17 protein-coding genes and 1 pseudogene are annotated in these 17,771 nt (G+C 71.5%); 7 read left to right on the top strand and 11 right to left on the bottom strand.

What is annotated here, in order from left to right; genetic code table 11:
* Positions 1 to 31: 31 nt before the first annotated feature.
* From ACH4U8_RS09150 to ACH4U8_RS09140, 3 genes are all read right to left on the bottom strand, one after another.
* The gene (locus ACH4U8_RS09150; protein ID WP_395776438.1) at positions 32 to 1,333 is read right to left on the bottom strand and encodes a phosphoribosyltransferase family protein; all 1,302 of its coding nucleotides are present in this window, start codon (positions 1,331 to 1,333) and stop codon (positions 32 to 34) included.
* A gap of 423 nt (positions 1,334 to 1,756) precedes the next feature.
* Complete coding sequence (locus ACH4U8_RS09145) at positions 1,757 to 2,308, bottom strand: hypothetical protein (protein WP_360314163.1); 552 nt, start codon at positions 2,306 to 2,308, stop codon at positions 1,757 to 1,759.
* Positions 2,309 to 2,876: 568 nt separating this feature from the next.
* Positions 2,877 to 3,365: an isochorismatase family protein gene (locus ACH4U8_RS09140; RefSeq protein ID WP_360314165.1), complete on the bottom strand. Its 489-nt coding sequence runs from the start codon at positions 3,363 to 3,365 to the stop codon at positions 2,877 to 2,879.
* 90 nt (positions 3,366 to 3,455) lie between these two features.
* Here ACH4U8_RS09140 and ACH4U8_RS09135 point away from each other — a divergent pair, with 90 nt between their 5' ends.
* On the top strand, positions 3,456 to 4,073 hold the full coding sequence (locus ACH4U8_RS09135; RefSeq protein WP_379991877.1) for a class I SAM-dependent methyltransferase: 618 nt from the start codon (positions 3,456 to 3,458) through the stop codon (positions 4,071 to 4,073).
* Positions 4,070 to 5,089, top strand: coding sequence for an HNH endonuclease (locus tag ACH4U8_RS09130; RefSeq protein ID WP_395776436.1), 1,020 nt, complete (start codon positions 4,070 to 4,072; stop codon positions 5,087 to 5,089). Before ACH4U8_RS09135 ends, ACH4U8_RS09130 begins: the two co-directional genes overlap by 4 nt.
* 630 nt (positions 5,090 to 5,719) lie before the next feature.
* Here the strand turns inward: ACH4U8_RS09130 and ACH4U8_RS09125 are convergent.
* The 4 genes and pseudogenes from ACH4U8_RS09125 to ACH4U8_RS09110 form a co-directional block, all read right to left on the bottom strand.
* A complete protein-coding gene (locus ACH4U8_RS09125; protein ID WP_395776434.1) occupies positions 5,720 to 6,250 on the bottom strand; it encodes a hypothetical protein in 531 nt (176 codons plus the stop codon).
* A gap of 95 nt (positions 6,251 to 6,345) precedes the next feature.
* Positions 6,346 to 6,967: pseudogene (gene hsaB, locus ACH4U8_RS09120) on the bottom strand (3-hydroxy-9,10-secoandrosta-1,3,5(10)-triene-9,17-dione monooxygenase reductase subunit).
* Positions 6,885 to 7,637: a hypothetical protein gene (locus tag ACH4U8_RS09115; protein WP_395776432.1), complete on the bottom strand. Its 753-nt coding sequence runs from the start codon at positions 7,635 to 7,637 to the stop codon at positions 6,885 to 6,887. Before ACH4U8_RS09115 ends, hsaB begins: the two are co-directional and overlap by 83 nt.
* Entirely contained in the window at positions 7,601 to 8,050 is a 450-nt protein-coding gene (locus tag ACH4U8_RS09110) for an acyl-CoA dehydrogenase family protein (RefSeq protein ID WP_395776430.1), read from the bottom strand. The genes ACH4U8_RS09115 and ACH4U8_RS09110 overlap by 37 nt, the downstream gene beginning before the upstream one ends.
* 388 nt (positions 8,051 to 8,438) lie before the next feature.
* Here ACH4U8_RS09110 and ACH4U8_RS09105 point away from each other — a divergent pair, with 388 nt between their 5' ends.
* The 3 genes from ACH4U8_RS09105 to ACH4U8_RS09095 all read left to right on the top strand — a co-directional run bounded on the left by ACH4U8_RS09105 (position 8,439) and on the right by ACH4U8_RS09095 (position 10,548).
* Positions 8,439 to 8,963: a hypothetical protein gene (locus ACH4U8_RS09105; protein ID WP_395776428.1), complete on the top strand. Its 525-nt coding sequence runs from the start codon at positions 8,439 to 8,441 to the stop codon at positions 8,961 to 8,963.
* 117 nt (positions 8,964 to 9,080) lie between these two features.
* Positions 9,081 to 9,542: a hypothetical protein gene (locus ACH4U8_RS09100; protein WP_395776426.1), complete on the top strand. Its 462-nt coding sequence runs from the start codon at positions 9,081 to 9,083 to the stop codon at positions 9,540 to 9,542.
* Position 9,543: 1 nt separating this feature from the next.
* Positions 9,544 to 10,548 carry a tyrosinase family protein gene (locus tag ACH4U8_RS09095; RefSeq protein WP_360314175.1) on the top strand — a complete coding sequence of 335 codons (1,005 nt, stop codon included), beginning with the start codon at positions 9,544 to 9,546 and terminating at the stop codon, positions 10,546 to 10,548.
* A gap of 158 nt (positions 10,549 to 10,706) precedes the next feature.
* On the opposite strand, the gene ACH4U8_RS09090 is transcribed toward ACH4U8_RS09095, so the two are convergent.
* Positions 10,707 to 11,636 (bottom strand): LysR substrate-binding domain-containing protein, encoded by a 930-nt coding sequence (locus ACH4U8_RS09090; protein WP_360314177.1) that lies wholly within the window; start codon positions 11,634 to 11,636, stop codon positions 10,707 to 10,709.
* A gap of 58 nt (positions 11,637 to 11,694) precedes the next feature.
* Here ACH4U8_RS09090 and ACH4U8_RS09085 point away from each other — a divergent pair, with 58 nt between their 5' ends.
* Both ACH4U8_RS09085 and ACH4U8_RS09080 read left to right on the top strand, forming a co-directional pair.
* On the top strand, positions 11,695 to 12,501 hold the full coding sequence (locus ACH4U8_RS09085) for an NAD(P)-dependent oxidoreductase (protein ID WP_395776424.1): 807 nt from the start codon (positions 11,695 to 11,697) through the stop codon (positions 12,499 to 12,501).
* Between the two features lie 290 nt (positions 12,502 to 12,791).
* Complete coding sequence (locus tag ACH4U8_RS09080) at positions 12,792 to 13,160, top strand: hypothetical protein (protein WP_360314181.1); 369 nt, start codon at positions 12,792 to 12,794, stop codon at positions 13,158 to 13,160.
* Positions 13,161 to 13,436: 276 nt separating this feature from the next.
* Here ACH4U8_RS09080 and ACH4U8_RS09075 read toward each other — a convergent pair whose 3' ends face one another.
* The 3 genes from ACH4U8_RS09075 to ACH4U8_RS09065 all read right to left on the bottom strand — a co-directional run bounded on the left by ACH4U8_RS09075 (position 13,437) and on the right by ACH4U8_RS09065 (position 17,451).
* On the bottom strand, positions 13,437 to 14,066 hold the full coding sequence (locus tag ACH4U8_RS09075; protein ID WP_360314183.1) for a TetR/AcrR family transcriptional regulator: 630 nt from the start codon (positions 14,064 to 14,066) through the stop codon (positions 13,437 to 13,439).
* Complete coding sequence (locus tag ACH4U8_RS09070) at positions 14,066 to 14,926, bottom strand: oxidoreductase (protein ID WP_395776422.1); 861 nt, start codon at positions 14,924 to 14,926, stop codon at positions 14,066 to 14,068. Before ACH4U8_RS09070 ends, ACH4U8_RS09075 begins: the two co-directional genes overlap by 1 nt.
* Before the next feature lie 113 nt (positions 14,927 to 15,039).
* Positions 15,040 to 17,451, bottom strand: coding sequence for a UvrD-helicase domain-containing protein (locus tag ACH4U8_RS09065; RefSeq protein ID WP_360314187.1), 2,412 nt, complete (start codon positions 17,449 to 17,451; stop codon positions 15,040 to 15,042).
* Positions 17,452 to 17,771 lie beyond the last annotated feature (320 nt).

The following is a 17,771-nucleotide window of genomic DNA, read 5'->3' as shown; positions in this document are numbered from 1 at the left end:
CCGCCCGCGCCGCTGCGTCGGTCGGGTCCGTTCAGCGTTCGGGGCGCGGACGGAGACGGGCCAGGAACCAGTCCTCGGCGAGCGCCGTGGCGGCTTCGAGCGTGCCGGGTTCCGCGAACAGGTGGGTGGCGCCGGGGACGATCGCCAGCTCGTTGGCACAGCGCAGGTGCTGTTGTGCCTGCCGGTTGAGGTCGAGCACGAGGTGGTCGTCGCCGCCCACGATCAGCAGGGTCGGGGCCGTGACCGAGGGCAGGCGGGCGCCGGCGAGGTCGGGTCGGCCGCCGCGGGAGACGACCGCGGCGATTCGGGAGTCGGGCTCCGCCGCGGCCCACAGCGCGGCGGCGGCGCCGGTACTGGCGCCGAAGTAGCCGACCGGGCGCCTGCGGCCTTCGTCCCGGGCGCGGAGCCAGTCGGTGGCACCGGCGAGCCGGCGGGCCAGGAGTTCGATGTCGAACACGTTGGCCCGGTCCTGCTCCTCCTCGTCGCTGAGCAGGTCGAACAACAGGGTGCCCACCCCGGCCTCGGTCAGCGCGTCGGCGACGAAGCGATTGCGCGGGCTGTGCCGGCTGCTGCCGCTGCCGTGGGCGAAGACCACGATCCCCGCCGCGCCGTCGGGCACCCGCAGCCGGCCGCCGAGCCGAACACCCCCGATGGCCATCTCCACGTCCCCGGTGTCGGACACGGGAGGGTGTGGCGCGTCGGCCGCCGCCTGTTCGAGGCACGCGACGACCTCGCCGTCCGAGGTCTGGGAGAAGTCCGTGTAGAACTGGCCGACCGCGAGAAAATCGACCACCGGATGCGGACAGACCACTTCGTCGGCGTCCTTGCCCATACGTTCGACCACGTCCGACGGGGCGACCGGAACCGCGAGGACGATCCGGGCGGCCCTGCGATCGCGGGCGACCCGGCACGCGGCCCGCGCGGTCGCCCCCGTGGCGACGCCGTCGTCCACCAATACGACCGTCCGCCCGGCGATGTCGACCGGCGGCCGGCTGCCCCGATAGCTGCGGGCGCGTTCGGCGAGGGTCCGGCGCTCGCGTTCCTCGACGGCGGCCAGCGCCGCGTCGGTGACGCCCACCCTGCGCACGAGGCCGGGGTCCACCACCCGCACGCCGTCCTCGCCGATCGCGCCCATGGCCAGCTCCGGCTGGTGCGGCACACCCAACTTCCGCACCAGGCACACATCCAACGGCGCGGCGAGTACCTCGGCCACCTCCGCGGCGACCGGAACGCCACCCCGGGGCAGGCCCAGGACCACCACGTCCTCGCCCTTCAAGTAGCCGAGCCGATCCGCCAGTATCCGACCGGCTTCGAGACGATCCCTGAAGATCACGACTCCTCCTCGGATTCGGCGGCCGGCCTCCCCACCGAGGCGACACGCGGCGCGGCAGCCACCCACAGCGGGCCCTCGGCCTCCCGGCCGCCGGACGATGCAACGGAGTCCGCACGCTGCCCGATCATCCGCGCCGCCCATGCCGTCGGCGAAGGGCGAAGGCACGTACTCCCAGTATCCCGCCCACGCCACCACACCGAAGCCGAGCCGTCGGGGGCGTGGGAGCAGCCGAGGTGGCCTCACGCGCGTCACGGCTCGCCGGATCCCGGTACACGCCCCGCCCCACGAGCCGGCTCCGCCGCCGATGGCGACCGGGTGCCGGGATTCCTTCCGACCCGGCTGCACCGCCACCGCCGACACCGTGTTCGAACGGCGACGGGGTGGCGGCGGACGGAGCGCCGTCGGCAAACGGCTCTTCGCTGCTCAACCTCCGTTGCCGCGCCGGAAAGGCTTCGATTTCTCCCCCAGCGCGTCCTTGCGCACCTGGGCGGTCAGCGCGAGATCCGCCTTGTCCGCCTCGGCGGCCGCGTCGAGCACCGTGTCCCACAACGCGTCCGTGCTCTTGAGCGGCGGCGTGTCCGGCAACGACCCGTACGTGTCGTGGTACGAACGCCAGGCCATCAGCGCGAACAGCCATTTCTGCAAGGCCGCGAAGGCCGCACTCTGGGCGTTGCGCAGCTCGGGACTGCCGTACAGGTTCGCCTGCGCGGCCAACCGGGCGCCATCCTCCGAATCCGGATTCGCCAACCGCGCCAGCCGCAACTCGCCCGTGCTCGTGGCCTCCTTGCGCTCCCCACGCAGCCGGGCCATCACGATCAGAATGTCCTCGTACGCCGCCGCCCGACGATCCCAGGTCCGATGCGCACGCTCCCGACGGCCACTGAGCCCCTGAGAGATCCACACCCCCAAAATCGTGGCCATCGACCCGATCCCGGCCCCGGACAACGCGGCTATTCCTGGAGTCAGTCTCATCATGGCCGGTGATTGTGTCAGTACCACGTCACCAGGCCGGCCGGCGGTCCGGCGCTGCAACGAGGTACGACGAGACCCCCACTGCTCGAAGAGGTGTCCTCGGGCTCGGCGGTGCGCGTCGCGGGAGCCGCCCGGACCGTCGCCCACAACGCGCTCACACCGCGAAATCCCGCTGCGGGCCCGACGCGAAGGCGAGGATCTCGGGCACTGCCTCGTACAGGCTCGCAAAGTGGCGGTGCACGCCCTCCACCGGGACCGGGCGTTGACTCCCCCACACCGTCATGCCGGCCCGCGGCCCGGACTCGACTCCGGCTCGATCCTTCGCCGCGGATGGCGCGCCCGGAACTCTTTGCGTAGACACATGAGTTCCGCAAACCGTGCGGCACGCATCGGAGTATCGGCCACGTCCGCGACGAGCGGGTCGTGCCGTATCCACCGCCGTGGCGGCCGGAGTGCGGACCGGCTGTGGCGGCGGTGCGCACGGCGCCGGCCGAGGCGGGCCTTGCCGAGGTCGTGGAGGCGAGCCGCCGCCGATCCGGTCACGGGTGAGTGCCGCGATTCGGCTGCCGGGTCAGACGTAGGCCGCCGTGTCACGCACCTCGCCGAATCGAGGGAACGTCCTTTCCACGGCGAGGTCGTGCTCGTCCGCGGCGAATCCCGACATGGCGTCGGCGACGAACTCCAACTCGTAGCCGTGGTCGCTCGCGGCCCGCGCGGTGGATTCGACCCCCATCGTGGTGACCAGTCCGGCGAGCACCAGCGTGTCCACGCCCAGTTCGCGCAGCCGGTCGTCCAGGTCGGTGCCGTGGAACGCCCCGACGGTGCGCTTGACGATCAGGGCATCGCCGGGCCGGACCAGATCGTCGGCGAAGCCGCTGCCCGGCGGCTGCTCGGCCACGTTCGGCCGCTCCACCCGCACCAGCACCACCGGGCGACCGCCGGCCCTGAACCCGTCGGCCAACCGACGGCAGCGTGCCAGTACTTCCTCGCCGGAGTGCGGAGCGAGAGGCAGCGCGATGATGCGTGGCATCAGGTCGATGAGGAGCAGCGCGGAAGTCACGGAGACGATGGTAGGCCAGGGGCCGTCGGTGCGATGGCGTAGCGTTCCGCGTAAACGGATTCGGTGCGCCGTCGGAAAGGATGGACCGGCATGCGGACACGGCCACTCGGGACCGCCGGCTACGGACCGGACGCCGAGGCGTTGGCTCGTCGATACACGAGCACGACCTTCGAGGCCGTGCACGCGAGCATCCTGCCCTGGTTGCCGTCGAGTCCGGGCCGGGTCCTCGACATCGGTGCGGGAAGTGGGCGGGACGCCGCGGCGCTGGCTCGTCGGGGACACCACGTGGTGGCCGTCGAACCCACCGACGAGTTGCGGCGGATCGGCCGCCGCTCACACCCCGGGGTCGACATCGAGTGGGTCGACGACGCCCTGCCCGCGCTGGCGCGTGTGCGGGGTCGGTACGACCTGGTGCTGATGTCGGCCGTGTGGATGCACCTGGACGAGGCCGAGCGCGTCGACGGCATGCGGCGAGTGGCCGAACTGACCGCGCCCGGTGGCCGCGTGGCGATGTCGATCCGGCGGGGCCCGGTCCCCGAAGGACGGCGCATGTTCGCCGTCCCGGTCGCCGAGACCCTCGCCCTGGCCGGTCGATCCGCGCTCTTCCCGGTCCATCGCGGCGAGGAGCCCGACCACCTGGGCCGCGCCGACGTCCACTGGGACACCCTCGTCCTGCGCGCCGAACCCCCCGCCCCCGAGGGGCAATGATGACGCCGGAGTTCTACCGGACCGAGCCCAACCCACGCACCTCCTGGCGACTCGCCATCCTCACCGGCTCGAATACGCGCACGTACAAGTTCGCCCTGGGCAGCGTCCTGCTCGAACTCGCCGCACAGGGCCGCACCGAGGTGCCGCTGGACGAACTCGCCGCCTTGTACGCGATGGCCATCGTGGCGCACCAGGCCGACGCCCCCCAGGCATCCACCAAGACGCCGTGGCGCGACACGGACTTTCTGGTGGTGGCCGAACGCGAGGCCGCCGAGTCCAAGGCCCTCGGACGCCCCACCGAACGCCTGCTGAACGCGACGATGGACTCCATCCCGGCGATGGTCATGGAGAGGTTCCACAACCTGAAGGGCAAGACCCGAACGGCCCATACCTTCTACGAGTCGACCGGAAAATCTCGCGCCCGGATCGTGCGCCTGACGCCCGACCTGCTCCGCATCGCCCAATCCGAGCAGGCCCAAGGGCTGCGCGCCGAACTCGCCGCGCGCTGGGACATCGTGGCGCTCTCGTTCGCCGCGGGCATCGGCCCCAGCCTCGTCAACGAGGGCTTCGCGGTCGACTGGGAAACGCAAACCCTGATGGACACCGGGCGCCGCCGCTCCGTCACCGGCGTCGCGGACGCCCTGATCGGATTCCAACACGGCCGCTGCCTCATCTGCACCGAGCCCATCACCCCCGCCGACCAAACCGCCGTCGACCACGTCTTCCCCTACTCGCTGATGCGGCGCCTGGGCGTGGTATCCGGCTGGCGCGGCCCCGACCTGGACGCGGTCTGGAACCTCGCCCCCACCCACCGGCAATGCAACGCCGACAAAAGCGACCGTCCCCCCACCTCGGGCCACCTGCACCGCCTCGCCCGGCGCAACGAAGCGATCATGCACTCGCCCCACCCGCTGAAAAGGACCCTCCTCCTCAGCCTGAATGCCGCACGCCTCCGCCGCGAAACCGCCGAGCAGTGGCCCTACTTCCTACGTCAGGTACAGGCGGCCTGCGACTGACTTCCCACCGGGTGGGCCGCGGCAGCATCCACGACCGGGTGGTGGCCCGGCGTCGCGCGGCTCCCACCCACGGTAGGGCTCGAAAAGGGCGTCCCGCCGCCGACGGGGCGGCAGTTCGCCAACCGGGCCATGGCAAATCCGGCGTGGCGGCATTCGCCCGACCGAGGCAACGGCCGGTGCCGCTCGGGCGGTTCGGGCGGTCGGTGGTGCTGCGCGCCGAGCGTCGGCCTCCCGCGGCCGCATGCCCGCGACGGGCGCCGTTCAGTACCGAGTCGAGCAGGCCGGGGAACAGCGTGTCCAGGTCGTGGCGGCGCAGCCGCACCAGTCGGGAGCGGCCCTGGATGGTGGTCCAGATGATGCCCGCCTCGCGCGGCACCCAGTAGTGGTGGGACAACGTCGTCTGGTGGACGTCCAGGTCGCCGCCGATCGTGTTGCAGCTTTCCTGCCCGGTCACGGCGAGCCGTAGCACGATCTCCAGCCACACCGGGTCGGCCGGCGCACGCGGCCCCGCGGCCGGTCCGCGATCCCGGGCGGCCGGGCGGGCCGACGAACACGGTCGTCGGCCCGCTCGGGGGTGGTTCGTCCATTGTTCGGGCCGGTTCGGCCGGTGGGGGCGTGCGGATCGGGGGCTTACTCGCTACGGTCCTGCGCGAACTCGGTGATGTGGTCGGCGATCGACTCCGGGGACTCCAGTGTGGGGAAGTGGGTCCGCCCGCGCAGCCAGGACGAGGTGAACCACTCGTGGTCGGCCCCGAACTCGCGTTGCGCCGTGCGGTAGTCCGCCGAGTCGGGCTGCGAGTACAGGTGGACGACGGGCCGGGTCTGCGCGAGGGCGACCATCCGCTCCAAGGGGGAACCCCACCGTGCGTACGCGTCCTCGATCACCCGGCACGAGCGGGCCCACATCACCTGGTCGAAGCCGCCCATCTCCTCGGTGAGATGCCTGGCCACGGGCGGGCAGTCGGCCGCCGCCAGCCACTGGTCGAACAGGGCCTGCCGGCCCTCGCGCCAGGTGTAGGGGTGGTAGCCGACCCGAAGGCCGGTCACGAATTCGGCGGGAGCCCGGGTCAGCAACAGGAACGGCGGCCGCCCATTCGCCTCCGAGCCGCCTTCGGTGATGTCGTAGTCGATCGCATGGCCGTCGAGCCGCACCGTGCGCATGTTCCCCACTCCCTCTTCGTACTTGCTTGCCTTGTCGGTGCCGATGCCGCCGGCGTGGTTCGGCGCCGACCCCCGTGTGCGTCCACCCCGAGCGGTCACAACCACTCCCCGCGCGGAACCCACCTCGGGTACCCGGCCGGGGCGACCGACACCACCGGGGCCGTGTACCCGCCCCGGTGGAAGTGCAGCGGCCGGCTTCCGTCGACCGCGTCGAGGTCGCGGACCCCGCCCACCACGATGTGGTGATCGCCGCCGTCGTGGACCGACTCCACCGTGCAGTCGAGCCACGCCGCCACGCCCTCGATCAACGGGACCCCGCCCGGCGAGGAACGCCACGCCAGGTCGGCGAACTTGTCCGGTCCGCTGCGTCCGAAGCGCGCGCTGATCCGGCACTGTTCGTGGGTGAGGACGTTGATCCCGAAGCGCCCCGCGCGCGATGATCGGCCAGGTGCGGGAGTGCTTCGTCGGGCAGAACAGCACCAGCGGCGGGTCCAGCGAGAGCGCCGAGAACGACTGGCACGCGAAACCCACCGGTGCGCCGTCGTCGGGGTCGGCCGCGGTGACGATCACCACGCCGGTCGCGAAGTGCCCCAGCACGTCCCGCAGTCGCCGCGGTCGAGCGCGGTGGCCGCCGTCACAACATGCCGTTCTCGACGACCGCGCCGAACGCCAGGTCGCCGTACATCTTCTGGGCCGCCTCGGGGTCGTTGGCCACATGCACCCGCGCGGCGTGCAGGTCGCGCCACAACCGCTGCATTGGCGAGCGGGCGTCCAGTGCCTTGACCCCCGACGCCTCGAACAGGCGGTCGGCGGCGACCGTCACCCGCTGCCCGGCCCGAACCTGGTCGCGACGATGGCTCGCCCGCAACTCCATCGGAATCGGCCGACCGGCCTCGGCCAACGCCACGATCGCGCTCGGGTTCGTGGTGAGTTGGAGCCAGGACGCCTCGATGTCGCCGGCGGCCTCGGCCACGCGTACCTTCGCGAACGGATCGTCCTTGGCGTTGTCGCCGCCGAACGCCCGTACCCGCTCCCGCTGGTGTGCGACATGCGCCTCGTACAGGCCGCTCGCCATCCCGATCAGCGGCGTCGCGATGGTCGTGGTCATCAGCGTATACAGCGGGATGCGATACATCGGGGCGGTGTCGGCCGCATGCCCCGGGCACACGCAGCGGAACTGGTCGGCAAAGGAGAGCACCCGGTGCGCGGGGACGAACGCCTGCTCGACCACGAGGTCGTTGCTGCCGGTGCCGCGCAGCCCGACCGTGTTCCACACGTCGTCCACGCGATAGTCGGCGGCGAGTACCAGGAACGCGACGTAGTCGACCGGCTTGCCGTCGGCGCCGACGATCAGGCCGCCCAGGATCGCGCCACCCGCGTGGTCCACCCCCGAGGAGAAGCTCCACCGGCCGTCGAGGAGATAGCCCCCTCGGTCTCGGTGGCCCGGCCCGGCGGCGCGTACGCGGAGGAGAGCACCGTGGTGCGGTCGGCGCCCCACACGTCGTCCTGGGCGCGTGGGTCGAACTGCGCCAGGTGCCACTGGTGCGCGCCGAGTACGGACGCCACCCAGCCGGTGGACCCGCACGCCGAGGCGATCGCGCGGACCGCGGTGAAGTGGTGGATCGGGTCGGCCTCCATGCCGCCGAACCGCTTCGGCTGCAACAGGTCGAAGAAGCCGGCCGCGCGCAACTCGGCGACGGACGCGGTGGGGACGCGGCGTGCGTCCTCGGTCACCTGGGCGCGTTCGCGCAGCGCGGGCAACAACGCTTCGACGCGATCGAGGACATCCTGTGGGCGCACGAGCACTCCCGGGGATCGTGGAGAACGAAGGGATCCCGCCGGAGACGGCGAACGATCCGCGGCCTCCCGGCAAGCACCTCGCAGCCTGTCCTTCCGCTCACATGCCGAGCAAATGCCATTCCGCCCCACCTCCATACCGAAACGGCTATCCGGCCGCGCTCGATCGATCGCCGCGCGCACCGCGCTCCCATAGCGGTTCCGTTATGCGATCACCGGGGAACGGCATTGGCCCGATCCTGCCGCACCCCGCACCATGTACCTCACCCGGGTAGGGAATGCCCGGCGCACCCGGAACCCGCAGCACCGGCGGATACACGACCCCGGCGGGTAGGCGGCCCAGCGGTACGGGGGTGCGCGACCCCATCCGGACCCGATACGGAGGAACCTCTTGAGCGCCACTCGCATCCTGGTCACCGGCGGCCGGATCCTGACCCTGGACCCGATACTCGGCGACCTGGCCGACGGCGCGGTCCTGATCGAGGACGGCGAGATCGTCGCGATCGCGCCGGACGCCGAGCGCTTCGCCCACGTGGACGCCGAGGTCGTGGACACGAGCGGTGCGATCGTGCTGCCCGGCCTGGTGGACAGCCATCGGCACACCTGGATGGCGCTGCTGCGGGCGATCTCCGCCGACCACTCGCTGCCGGAATTCCTGGGCGACACGTTCTACGGCATCGGCTCGATCCTCGGCGCCGCGACCACCTCGATCCTGCTCCGGGGCCTGCGCGAACTCCACGACCACGGTCTGCTGCGCCCGGGGCACCTGCACATCCACTGTCCCGCGCTCACCGACCACGAGTGGCGACTGCTCGCCGACACCGGTGCCCGGGTGAGCATCGCCCCCGAGACCGAACTCCAGATGGGCGCCTCTCGCCCGGGCGTTGCGACAGGAGTTGCAGCGCCTGCCGCATGAGCGTCTCCTGGACATGTATCCGAACCGCCCGGATCGAGCGGACCCCACGAGGTTCCGCCGGGCCGATGTGCCACGAGGCTCGACCCGAGGCGATTGCGGGCTTTGGGAGTGGACCCCATGGACCATCAGGACTTCGCCGCGACCGCCGAACCGGCCGCCCTCGCCCGATATATCGCGGATCTACCCGTGCCGGAGACCATGCACGGCTCGATGGACAGCGTTCGCGAAGAGGAGTTCGAGGGGCATCGGATCGTCATCAGGACCAGTTACGAGATCACCGTGGACGACCGGCCGGTCACCGCCCACCTGATGGTGTCGAACAACGGCGAGGTGCACTGTCACGCCTTGCCCGCGTACCAATTCCTTTCCGCCGTGGACACCGTGAAGGCCCTCATCCAATACTTCCCGGACGAATTCCCACCGGGCGGCGGAGGCCATGGCGGCCCGGCCGCACCCGGGGGGCACGGGGGACACGAGGGGCACGGGGGCCATGAGGGCCATGAGGGCCATGAGGGCCATGAGGGCCATGAGGGCCATGAGGGACACGACCACGGGCCGGATCACCCGGGAGGTGGCTGAGATGGCGATCGTACGCAGGAACATCGTCACCGACCCGGTCGCCCGGGACGCGTACATCCGCGGCGTCAACCTCCTCAAGCGGGAGAGCACCACGCTCCAGACGACCGCCTTCGGGATCGCCGGCCCCGCCAAGCCGGTCCGCACCTACGATCTGTTCGTGATCTGGCACCACCGCGCCATGACCACGCCCGTGCCGCCGGACGGGGACTGGATGATCCGCAACGGCGCCCACCGCGGGCCGGTGTTCCTGCCGTGGCACCGCGTCATGCTCGCCTACCTGGAAGCCAACATCCAGCGCGTCCTCGACGACCCCGGCTTCGCCCTCCCGTACTGGGACTGGTCCATCGACGGATCCCTCCCCGATCCGGAGAGCCGGCCGATCTGGACGAAGGACTGGATGGGCAACCAGGGCGATCCCATCTCCACCGGGCCGTTCGTCTTCGATCCCGCCGACCCGAACAGCTTCCGGGTCCGCGTCGAAACCGACAGTTCGCTCCGACTCGTCCAGGCGAATCGGGGCCTGCGCCGGGGTCTGGGGCGCCTTCCGCCCCAGGGCACGGCCTCGTCGACCACGCTTCCGAACGCCCTCGACGTGGGCGCCGCCTTCAACACGGCGCCGCTCCTCGGCGGCGATCCCGACCTCGCCACCTACGACTTCTCCCCCTGGGACGCGTCGTCGAGGGGCTTCCGCAACCGGCTGGAAGGGTTCGTCGGCACCGGACTGCACAACCAGGTCCACCGCTGGGTGGGCGGCGACATGGGCCCGGCATCCTCCCCGAACGATCCCGTCTTCTACCTGCACCACTGCAACGTGGACCGAATCTGGGAGGGCTGGATGCAACTCAACGGCCGCTCGTACCTCCCACCGATGACCGCCTCGATCAACCTCCTGGGCCACCGCATCGACGACCCGATCGTGACCCCCCTGGGCCCGGGCTCCCCGGGCGGAACACCCCGTCTGACCCTCGACTTCACCGCCAAGTACACCTACGACATCGTCCCCTGAACGACGATCCGCCCCGCGTCGACCGCGATGCGACGGCAGGGCGGGGGTGCGGGTGGGCGGGTCGTCGCGATCCGACGGCCGTCGGGGTGCCCGGTGGACGGAGATCGGCTCCGGGAGCCGCTCACGGGCCGCCGCCGGTTCGGGCCGCAGCCCTCGGGTCAGTAGCGTTTGCGCAGGTCGCTGGACAACGCGATCGCGGTCTCGCGCAGCCGGGTCAGAAACGCCTCGGTGGCGGCGGACGGGGTCACGCCGTCCCTGGTGGCCGCGTATACCTTGCGGACCGGTGCTCCGTCTCGGCGCAGCGACACCAGCGCGAGGTCGGAACGCAGCGCGGGTGCGGCCAGCGCCGGGACCAGGGTGACGCCGAGGCCGGCCGCGACCAGGCCCTGTTTGGCGATCCAGTCCGCGGCGACGAACACGATTCGCGGTGCGAACCCCTCGCGCAGGTACGGGCCCAGCAGGGTGTCCTCCGGTCGTGCGCTGCCGGCGATCCACTCCGCGTCGGCCAGTTCCGCCGGCCGTACGTGTCGGCGCCCCGCCAAGGGGTGCGAGCGGGGCAGGGCCACGAGCATCGGCTCGTCCAACAGGGGGTGCAGCGTCGCCCCCGCGCTCGCGTCCGCTCCGGCGCCGCCGACCACCGCGACGTCCAGTTCGTCGGCCGCGATCCGCGACAGCAGCCGCCGGGTCAGCCCTTCGTCCAGGGTGAGCGCCACGCCCGGATGCGCCGCGCGGAACGCGGCCACCGTGCGCGGCACCAGCACCGCCCCCGCCGTCGCGAACGCGCCCACCCGGACCCGGCCGCTCGCCAGCCCGCGCAACGCCGCGAGGTCGCGCCTGGCCTCGTCCACCTGGTCGAGTACCGTCCGCGCCCGGGGCAGCAGGGCCCGCCCCGCGTCGGTGAGCCGGACGCCGCGCGGCAGCCGGTCGAACAGCGCCGACCCGACCTCGTCCTCCAGCGCGGACACCTGGCGGGACACCGCCGACTGGGTATAGCCGAGTTCGGTCCCGGCGGCCGTGAACGATTCCGCCTCGGCGACGACCAGGAACACCCGGAGCCAGGCGAGCGGAAAGTCATGCGATGTGGGCATGGCAGCTATGCTAGACATTCGCTGGTCGCATCGCCGGGCAGCGCCTAGCGTCGACGTCATGGAACGCATCGCATTTCTCGGTACGGGCCGGATGGGCCTGCCCATGGCCCACCGGCTGCTGAACGCGGGTTTCCCGCTGACCGTGTGGAACCGTACTCCCGCCCGCGCCGAAGAGCTGGTGGCGGCCGGCGCCCGGCCGGCCGCCGACCCCGCCGACGCCGTGCGCGACGCGGACGTGGTGATCAGCATGCTGGCCGACCCCGCGGCCGTCGCGGACGTGGTCGCCGCCTGCATACCCGCGCTGCGCGCCGGGACCCGACTGGTCGACATGTCCAGCATCGGCCCGCACGCCGTCCGAGCCCTCGCCGATACGCTCCCCGCGGGCGTGGCCCTGGTCGACGCGCCCGTGATGGGCAGCGTCGACCGCGCGGCTGCCGGCGAGTTGCTGATCTTCGCGGGCGGCGACGTCGCGCCGGTCGCCGGTGTGCTCGATCACCTCGGCGAGGTGCGGCCCTGCGGCGCCCTCGGCAACGGCGCCGCGCTCAAGCTCGTGATGATCAACGCGGTCGTCGGCAGCGTCGCGCTCATCGGCGAGGCCCTGGCCCTGGCCGACGCCCTCGAACTGCCCGACGGCACGGCCGAACAGGCCCTCGCCGCCGGCCCCTTGGCCTTCGCCTACGGCAGGGCCACCGACACCACCAGCGACTTCGCGACACAGCTCGCCGCCAAGGACGTGCGCCTCGCCACCGAGGCGGCGGAACTCCCGATCGCCGCGGCCGTGTTGGCCACGCTCACCGCCTTCCCCGAGATCGCCGACGACGACCTGGCCCGCCTGACCTCGGCCGTCCGCAAGCACCGAGGCTGACGACCACGCGGCGGCGAGTTGGCCGAAAGTGCGAGGGAGAACGCCCACGCCGGTGGGTCGAGCATGCGTGTGTGGAGCCGATTCCTCGCCTCGGCAGGGCTTTTGCCTTCGCGCCGCCCGAGATCGGCAACCGTCCACCCGAGCGACCGGGTCGTGTTTCGGACGAAAAGAACCGGAGGCCCTCGAAAGCTTGAACGATCACGATTCGGAGCGGCAGTGTTTCTTTCCGTGACCTGAGTGCCGGATACCTGGTCGCCTTGCATATCTTGCATATACGGGGAGAAAGGACCATGACAAGACGATTGATCAGCGGCCTGCTCGCGGTCGCCGCGCTCACGGCGTGCACGGCGGAGGTCGTCGCCATCGCGTCCCCCGCCTCGGCGTCCGGACCGAAAGCGGCCCTGGGCAAGTGTCCGGAAACGAAGGACGTGCACGTCAACGGCGCCGAAGCGCACTGGACTGTATGGTGCTCCGGCAACCGGGTCTACGTGGACGGATACGTGAAGGACACCAAGGCCGACGGCAAGTGCGCCGAGGTGTACGGAAGCGTCGGCTCGGTGCAGGTCAACAGCGCCAACGCCTGCCCCAGCGGCAACAAGAAGACCTTCGCCTGGAACGCGCCGGGCAACAGCGTCGCCCTGTACCTGCGTCTGATCTGATCCACACCGCCCCGAGCGTGTCGCCGGTGATCCGCGCTCCCTTCGCGGATCACCGGCGATTCTTCGGCAACCTCGGCGGAGCGGACTCGACCGCCGGGATCGGTGGCCGATCGTGACCTCCCGTATTCGGAGCGGGTTCCCCGACAGCCCCACTCGGCCCGAATCACAACCCCGAGCGGTCGGCCGAAGTCGGCGCAAGGCATCACCCCGAACACGCGCTCGATAGCGTCGGTCCGATGTCGCCACGGATCGGCTTCGGTTCCCGGGCCGTGCCGTTCAGGCCGGCTGCCCCGGGGGGTGCAGGCCGGCGCTGGTCAGCCAGATGTGTTCGCAAGTCGCGGATGCGGCTTGCAGGTTCTCGCGGGACTCCTGCGAGGCGTGGTAGAAGGTCCGCTCGATCATCCAGCACAGGACGCGTGCCATCGCGGCGGCCTGGTCCGGTTCGCCGCCGGCCCGGATGCCGGCTCGTTCCAGCACGGCGGTGATCGCCGCGATGAACAGGTCGGCCGTACGGTCCCACAACTCGCCGATCTCCGGCACGGTCGACGACACGTCGATCGCCGTGCGCATGACCGGGCCGTGTGCGTTCCACAGTTCGACCGTGCGCTGCATGGCCGCCGCGATGGCCCGGCGCGGCTCGTCGGCCGCCGCGGTGGCCCGGGATCGCTCCCACAGGTGCTCGACGGTTCGGGCCACGAGTGCCGTGACCACTTCCTGCTTGGAGCCGAAGTAGAAGTACAGGGCACCGCGGGTGATGCCGGCGCCCTGGGCGATGTCGCCGACGGTCATCGCGTCGTAGCCCTTGTCCGCCAGCAGCACTTCACAGGTGTCCAGGATGGCCCGCTCCCGGACATCGCCCTTGCGTTCGGTGCCGCGGCGGCCGCGCGTGGGGGGTTGGTCGGGCATCAGAGTCGTGCGCCCTCGGCGAAGTCGGTCGTCCGGGAGAGCGGCTCCCACGCGCGGATGTCCTGATCCACGGCCGTGCGCGCGGCGGCGACCAGGCGCAGCGCGTCCGAGCCCAGGACGAGATGGGCCGGCGGCCGGTCGACCGACGTGATGTGCACGACGGCCTCTCCGGCCTTGGCGGGATCGCCCGGTTGGTTCCCGTTTGCCTTCTGCCGAGCGGCACGGATGGGGGTGAACAGTTCGTCGTAGTCGGCGATGGACCGCGCGGCGCGGGTCATCGACCGGCCGGCCCAGTCGGTGCGGAAGGAGCCGGGTTCGATCGCCGTCACGTGGATCCCGAACTGCGCGACCTCCTTGCCCAGCGCCTCGAGGATGCCTTCCAGGGCGAACTTGCTGCCGCAGTAGGCGGACATGCCGGGCACGGCCATCAGCCCGCCCATCGAGGTGACCGCCATCAGGTGGCCGCGGCGACGGCGGCGCATGTGCGGCAGCGCCGCCTGGAGGGTGGCCATCGTCCCGAATACGTTGACCTCGAACTGCCGGCGCACCTCGGCGAGCGGGGTTTCCTCGAAGGTGCCCTCCAGGCCGTAGCCGGCGTTGGCGACGACGACGTCCAGGGGGCCGACGCGCTGCTCCACCTCGGCGACCACGTTCGTGACGGCGTCGTCGTCGGTCACGTCCAGGATGCGGGCGTGTGCGTACCCGGGCGCGAGCCCTTCGAAGGCCCGCAGGTCCGGCTCGGAGCGGACGGTGCCCACGACGGTGTGCCCGGCGGCCAGGGCGGCTTGTGCGACGGCCCGCCCGAGGCCGGTGCTGACGCCGGTGACGAGCCAGTTCTGCTGCTTGTGCCGTTGTTGCATTGCTCCTCCAGCGAGGACTCGGAAAAGAGCCGGACTGCTCCCTCGCCACAAATTCTACACGGCGTCGATTTTTGTCATCGCAGTGTAGATTTCAACGATGCCGTGCGGCTCCGTCAGGAGGCCGGGGGTCGGCGGCGAGCGGCCCGTGCCCGGAGCAGGTGGTCCCTGAGGCGGTTGCGCAGTGTCGCCGGTGGTTCGGTGGCGCCGGCGAGGCGCAGGAACGTGTCGACGGGCCAGTCGATCAGGGCTCCCTGGCGGGCGAGGTAGAGGCCGACGCGGTCGATCGTGTACCGGTTGTCGTAGTCCAGGAGCAGGTACCCGGCGAGCTGGTGGATCTCCTCGCGGCCCAGGTTCCGCGGGCGGGTGGTGGCCTTGGAGTCGATCAGGGTCCCGCCGAGGATGAAGTCCGCGTCGGCGCCGCCGAGGTCGGCGCTGCCGGCGAAGGTGGGTCCGCAGATCCGGCGCTCGTCGGGGAGGGCGCGCAGGGGCGTGAACACGTCGCGTGCGAGGGCGAATTGCCGTTCGAGGTCGGCGTGGACGTAGGCGGGGACGGCGTCCAGGAGTTCGGCCAGGGTGGTGGACGCGGTGGCCGCGGCGAGTGGGCCGCGGCGGCGGATCGTCCCCGAGCGGCTGATGTCCTCGTAGGCCGCGGCGACGAAGCACCAGCGGTTCAGGGTTTCGGCGTCGGCGCGGAACCGGTGTGCGAGGTGGGCGTGCACGGCGGCGAGCAGATCGCGGCCGGCGGTGTGCAGCGCCTTGCGTGCCCTCGGGTCGGGCGCTCCGGGCAGGGGCGTGTCGGAACCGACCAGCGCGACGCCGAGGTCGACCGCCGGGCCAGGGGGGCGGGCCATGGACAGGCGCAGGCGGTAGTCGATGGCGTGACCCAGCGCCGCCCAGTCCGGGTAGCGCACGTCGATGGGTTGCACCGGGTGCGGCAGGTCGGTGATGCGGGTGAGGTAGTCGCGGACCAGCAGGTGGCTCTCGGGGAGGTGGGCGGCCATGAACGTGGACATGGGCGAGGCGGGGTAGCGCAGTTGCCGGGTCAGCGGCAGTTCGATCATCGGGCGTCCGGCGACGATGCCGTCGGCGAGTCGCGCGCCGGCGGCCTCGTACGCGTCGATCCAGTCCAGGCCGGTGTGGTCGAGGAGGTGCCGGGCGCGGGTGACCGCGACGTAGATCAGGCGCGCCTCGGCGGGGTTGAGCGGGCGCGGGACGCCTTCCTCGTCGCCGGTGGGCGCGTCGAACCCGGTGCCGATCCGGATGCTCTTCCACTCCCGGCCCTTGGCCTTGTGGGCGGTGGAGACGACGACCCTGGCGTCGGCCTCGGTGGTCAGTCGGCGGACGGCGTCGATGACGAGCTGCGGGCCGTGCAGGTCGACGAGTTGCACCATGGCCTTGAGATCCTGGCCGGCGGTGTCCTGTTCGGTGTACTCGCGGACCTCGTCCCAGGAGGCGAACAGGAACAACTCGGGGTGGCTCGTTCGCCGGCCCGCCATCAGTTCCTGGGCGGCGCCGGCGATGCGTTCGAGCGCGGCGCCGCCGCCGGTGAGCGCGACGGGGATGTCGTGTTCGAGGCAGGTGAGTACCTCGCTCATGGCATCGGCGTTGCCGCGACACAGGACCGCGTCGGCGTGCGGGGCGGGGCCGATGCGGGAGTCGACGGGTGGATGGCCGCTGAGTTGCAGGTCGGATTCGGCGTGGCGCAGCCAGCGGTTGGCGACCTCGGCGATCCGGGGCCCGAAGCGGAAGGACCGGGTGAGGTGCAGGTGTTCGGCGGGGAAACCGGTCATCACGTCGCGGGCGCTGCGCCAGGCGTAGATCTGCTGGGCGGGGTCGCCGACGCACACGCGTTGGGCGTCCTGGGCCAGGAAGATCTCCTCCAGGACGGGATTGGTGTCCTGGGCTTCGTCGAGGAGGACGAAGTCGGCGTGCAGGGTGGGGCGGGTCAACGCCCACATCTTCAGATAGTGGTCGTGTTCGAAGCGCAGCCGGCCGTGCAGGGAGCGCAGGTCCTGCCAGGCGCGGTGGGCGTAGGGCGTCAGCAGACCGGCGACGTGGTCCTGGGCCTGATGCCCGAGGCCGTTGATGCGTTCCATGTGCCGAACGGTGATCTCGCGGTCGGTGCTGTAGCAGAAGCGGCGGACCATGCCCATGACCAGGCGGGCCTGGTGGGTGCGGGTGATCTTGGCGTGGTCGACGAACATGTCCCGGGTGAGGCCGAGGACGCGGGCGGTCTCGCGGGCGGGCAACCGGGCGGCCGAGTTCAGGCGTTCGCGATAGGCGTGTCCGCCGGCGGCGTAGGCCAGGGAATGGGCCGTGCGGCATTCCATGTTCGAGCCGAAGCGGGCGCGGGCGTCGTCGGCGATGCCGCGGTTGAACGCCACGTACAGCCCGCGTTTTCGGGTGCTGTTGCCCATCATGACCAGTGTGGAGGTCTTGCCCGTACCGGCCCCCGCGATCAGGGCCAGGTCTCGACCCGCCACGAACACCTCACGCGCCGCCTGTTGTTCCGACGTCGGCTCCACCTGTCGGCCCCCCGGTTCCGTGTGCCATCGGAAGTTCGAGAGTGGCGCATGTGATCACATAGCGTCAATGCCTGCTCACGTGCCGACCCGCCGGGCCGGCGCCGGCGGCACCGAACTCGCCCACAGGCGCCGCTGCTTGGCCGACTGAGCACCCCATGATCGCCACCGGGCGTGCATCGAACGTGTCGGGGCCTCGCCCACCGGGACTTCCGAGGTGGGCGGGACCACGCCGACGGCCACGTCCGGATCGAGATGTGGGGGTACGCCCACCCATTTCTCGTTCCGAGTCGAAGCGCTACCGTCTTCAGGCCGCCGGTCGC

The organism is Embleya sp. NPDC020886, assembly GCF_044333915.1.
Lineage (GTDB): Bacteria > Actinomycetota > Actinomycetes > Streptomycetales > Streptomycetaceae > Embleya.
The sequence above is the reverse complement of the archived record's forward strand: the minus strand, read 5'-3'. Positions and strand labels throughout refer to the sequence as shown.